Consider the following 3,532-nt stretch of genomic DNA (forward strand, 5'->3'; position numbering starts at 1 on the left):
GTCCGGGTGCGAGCACCACGGCGCGCGGCTGCTCGCCTCCGTGGAGGGGGGCCGGGCCGTGGAGGGCAGTGTTCCCGCCGCCGGGGCCCGGGTGACCCTCGCCGCCGACTCCATCCGCCCGTTCTGCTGGCACGAGGACGCGCCCCGTACGCGGCCGGACCAGCTCAGCCACGACGAGAACCGCACGCTGGCCGCCGGTATCCCCGGGTGGCCTGTTCCCAGGGAGACGTTCTGATGACGACCGACGAGACCGAGCTGCGCCGCCTGCGCGCTGAGCTGGCCGAGGAGCGGGCCCTCGCCGCTGACGCGACGGAGTACCGGGTCCTGTTGCCCGACGGCGGGGGTACGGAGCTGCGGGTCAGCCGTCAGACGGCCCTGTTCGGGAACGGGTGGGCGGTCTGTGTGCCTCGCCGGGGCGGCGGGGTGGCGTGGACCCGCGAGGGGTGGCAGGAGTCCATCAGCGCCCTGGGCGTTGACCGGCTGTTCTGCTGGCCGGACGCCCGTACCGCCATCGAGGAGGCGCGGCGGGAGCTGGTCCCGGCCGACGCTGCGCCCTCGCCGGTCGGCTCCGGCGAGGAGGGGCCCGCGCCGGAGTTCTTCGAGCCTGACGTCACGTACGACTCTCAGGACGGGTACACCGCGCCCGAGGACACATGGCGCTTCGACTGCCGGCACGTGACCCGGACCCCCGAGGGGGAGCGGATCGCGTTCGGGTTCGTCCGCGTCGGCCGGGCGGACCGGTGGACGCCGACCGGTCTCGGGACGGAGGACTGGACGGGCAAGCCGTGGCGAGCGGGCGCGGCGCGCAGGTAGCGGCCTGACAGGCGACTGCGGCCCGTCCCCCTGATCGACCTCGACAGTTGATGGGAGGGGGGACGGGCCGCAGTGCTGTGTCTGGTCCCGGGGCCCTGCCTGCGGAGCTGAGCGTCCGGGACCGGACGACCGGGAGAGTACCCGCTGTGCGGGCGCACTCGAGAACGCCTGTCGGCCGGTCGTCGGACCCGGGCGGGCCGGGGGCCGGGTGCCGGCGGATACGGTCCCGGCATGACTACATCACCAGCAGTCGGCCCCGAGGGGCCGCGTACCGTGCCGCCGCCGCTCCCCGAGGAGGGGGCCCGTATCGCGTTCGTGGGCAAGGGCGGGTCGGGGAAGTCGACCGCGCTCGGGTACCTCCTGGCCCACTGGACGGAGGACGGTATCCCGGCCGCCGCCCTGGACGCCGATGAGCCCGGGGACGAGGAGAACGGGTCACTCGTGGAGTGGGCCGATCTGGCTCCGCTGGGGGCCCCGGTGTATCCCGCGCCGTCCCGGTCGGGCATCCGGGAGCGGGCGAAGCAGTTGACCCCGGCCGGGGGCATCCTCGCCGTCGACACCGGGGCGTGGGTGCGGAAGCCCGGGGGGATGCACTTCGCGGTGCTGTCGGCGGTCGACCTGGCCGTCCTGACGATGGCTCCGACGCGGATGGAGCTGGACCGGGCCGGGTCGATCCTGGCCGCCCTGGATCACCTGGCGAGCGTGGGGGCCCACTGTCCGGAGCTGCGCATCCTGCTGACGATGACGAACCCGTCGGCCGCGGCTGCCGACGAGCAGGAGGACGCTCTCCGGGGTGCCGGGTACGAGGTGCTGAACACGCGTATCCCCCGGTCGGACGCCCGTGACGGGTACGGGCAGGCTTTCGGGCGGGTGCCCCGGCTGGTGTCCGGGTCGCCGATGGATCTGCTGGCGGACGAGCTGGCGGCCGTCGTCGCCGGGGTGGGCCGGTGAGTGCCGCGCCCGCGCGGGCGGGCGGGGACGACCGGGGGGCGTTGCTGCGCCGGGGCCGGGAGCAGCGGACGGTTCGGGGCGAGGCCGATCACCTGGCGTCGTCGTCCACGGAGATGGTCACCGTGGGGGACGTGCCGATGCCGTACGAGCCCGGTGAAGGGGCTGAGCTGACCCCGTCGGAGCGGGCGGACCTGGAGACGTGCGAGCGGGCCGTGAGCGGCCTGCAAACGGCGTTCACGGTGGCGGGGAAGGCATTGGCGACGATCAATCAGGCCCGGCTCTACAAGGAGACTCACCCGTCGTTCGCCGCGTACGTCGAGGACCGGTGGGGGATGCGGAGGGCTCAGGCGTACCGGCTGATCGAGGCGTGGCCGGTCGCGGTGGCGTTGTCGTCCGGGCCGGACGTGTCTCCCCGGGGAGACACTTCTGCGCCACCTGAGAGGCACGTCCGGGCACTGTTGCCCGTGGTGAAGCGGCACGGGCTGGACGCCGCGCGGGCCGTGTACGAGGAGCTGCGGGAGCAGGACGCCCGGGTGACGACGACGCGGGTGACGCAGGCGGTCCGGGCTCTGCCGGCACGCCTCGCCTCGCCGGAGCAGGCGCGGGACGTCCTGCGGGTCGCGGCGGCCGAGGGGCGTGTGGGGGCGGTCGCCGTCCCGGCCCCGGCCGCCGCTCCGGTGCCGGTGCCGGAGGGCGAGGAGGAGCGCCAGGAGGAGCGCGACGCGGCCGAGCACCGGGCAGCCGCGGAGTTCGGCCGGGAGATCCGGCAGACCGCTGTCCTCGCTGAGCTGCTCGGTGAGCGGGTCGCGGAGATCGCGGAGAGGGTGAAGGGCGGGGACAGGCCGCTGGACCTCGGTGCCGCGCTGACGGACCTGTCGCGGGTCCGGAGCGCGGCCCATGCCGTGTCGCGGGCCGACGTGAAGTTCTGAGCGGCTGGCGGCCCGGACCGGGCCCCGGGGACACGTTTCCGGGGGTTCGGGGACACGTCCCTTATGGGGACCGGTTGCATGGTGCACGCTCCCCGTGGGTGGGGGCGTCGTCGGGGATACTGCTGCGTGCAAGCGGGTCGGTCGCTCTCCTCCCCGCGTACGCGATGCCCTCCCATTGGAGGCGACAGCGGAGGCCCGGCGCCCGGTGTGGTGCCGGGTCTTCGTCGTGTCCGGGCTCCGGGTGCCGGCGTGCTGGTCGACGTCCGCAGCGCCCGGCGGGCGGGCGCACTCGAGAACCCGCGCTTCACGTCGTCCGGCGGGACAGCCAGGTGTCGACCAGCGGGTCGAGGTCGGCCGGTGTCGCGGGGCGGAGCCGGGGACCGGGTGGGCGTCGCATGGGAGTGCCGGCCTCTGCGAGGAGGCGTTGCACGGTGCTGCGGCTGAGGTTGTGTCGCCGGGCGAGGGTCACGGCGGAGGCGGTGACGTCGTCCTCGTACTCGGTGCGGAGCCGGGCGGCGGTGCGGGCGCGGCCCCGGTCGGCGCGGAGGTACGGGCGGCGGGCGGCGGGGACGTCGTCGGGGGCTTCTTCGAGGTCGGACACGGCGGGCTGCTCCTGGTCCTCGTCCACGGGCGGGGCGCGGCCGGAGGGGATACTGGCACGGCTGGTCGCACGTCGGCCGGGTGTTGGACGGGCGAGGCCCGGCGCCTTCGGGTGCCGGGCCTCAGTCGTCCTTACAGGGGGTTCCAGCCGGGGCCGAGGGGGACGGCGGCGGTCCGGGCGTGCTGGCGGTCGATGCGGGCCTGGATGAGCGCGAGACCGGCGGGGCGGACGTGGAGGG

The 3,532-nt window shown here is 75.2% G+C and carries 4 protein-coding genes and 1 pseudogene; 4 read left to right on the forward strand and 1 reads right to left on the reverse strand.

Annotated elements, in window-relative coordinates; all coding sequences use genetic code 11:
• From C593_RS30775 to C593_RS33185, 4 genes and pseudogenes are all read left to right on the forward strand, one after another.
• A pseudogene (locus C593_RS30775) lies at positions 1 to 235 on the forward strand (hypothetical protein); the annotation flags it as partial.
• Positions 235 to 813, forward strand: a complete 579-nt coding sequence (locus tag C593_RS30780; RefSeq protein ID WP_018850694.1) for a hypothetical protein — start codon at positions 235 to 237, stop codon at positions 811 to 813. The pseudogene C593_RS30775 and the gene C593_RS30780, both read left to right, overlap by 1 nt.
• A gap of 231 nt (positions 814 to 1,044) precedes the next feature.
• Complete coding sequence (locus C593_RS0128320; RefSeq protein ID WP_486591208.1) at positions 1,045 to 1,764, forward strand: hypothetical protein; 720 nt, start codon at positions 1,045 to 1,047, stop codon at positions 1,762 to 1,764.
• On the forward strand, positions 1,761 to 2,693 hold the full coding sequence (locus C593_RS33185; RefSeq protein WP_018850696.1) for a hypothetical protein: 933 nt from the start codon (positions 1,761 to 1,763) through the stop codon (positions 2,691 to 2,693). The genes C593_RS0128320 and C593_RS33185 overlap by 4 nt, the downstream gene beginning before the upstream one ends.
• A gap of 304 nt (positions 2,694 to 2,997) precedes the next feature.
• On the opposite strand, the gene C593_RS0128330 is transcribed toward C593_RS33185, so the two are convergent.
• The gene (locus tag C593_RS0128330; RefSeq protein WP_158686884.1) at positions 2,998 to 3,294 is read right to left on the reverse strand and encodes a hypothetical protein; all 297 of its coding nucleotides are present in this window, start codon (positions 3,292 to 3,294) and stop codon (positions 2,998 to 3,000) included.
• Positions 3,295 to 3,532: the final 238 nt, after the last annotated feature.

The organism is Streptomyces sp. CNT372 (genome assembly GCF_000377145.1).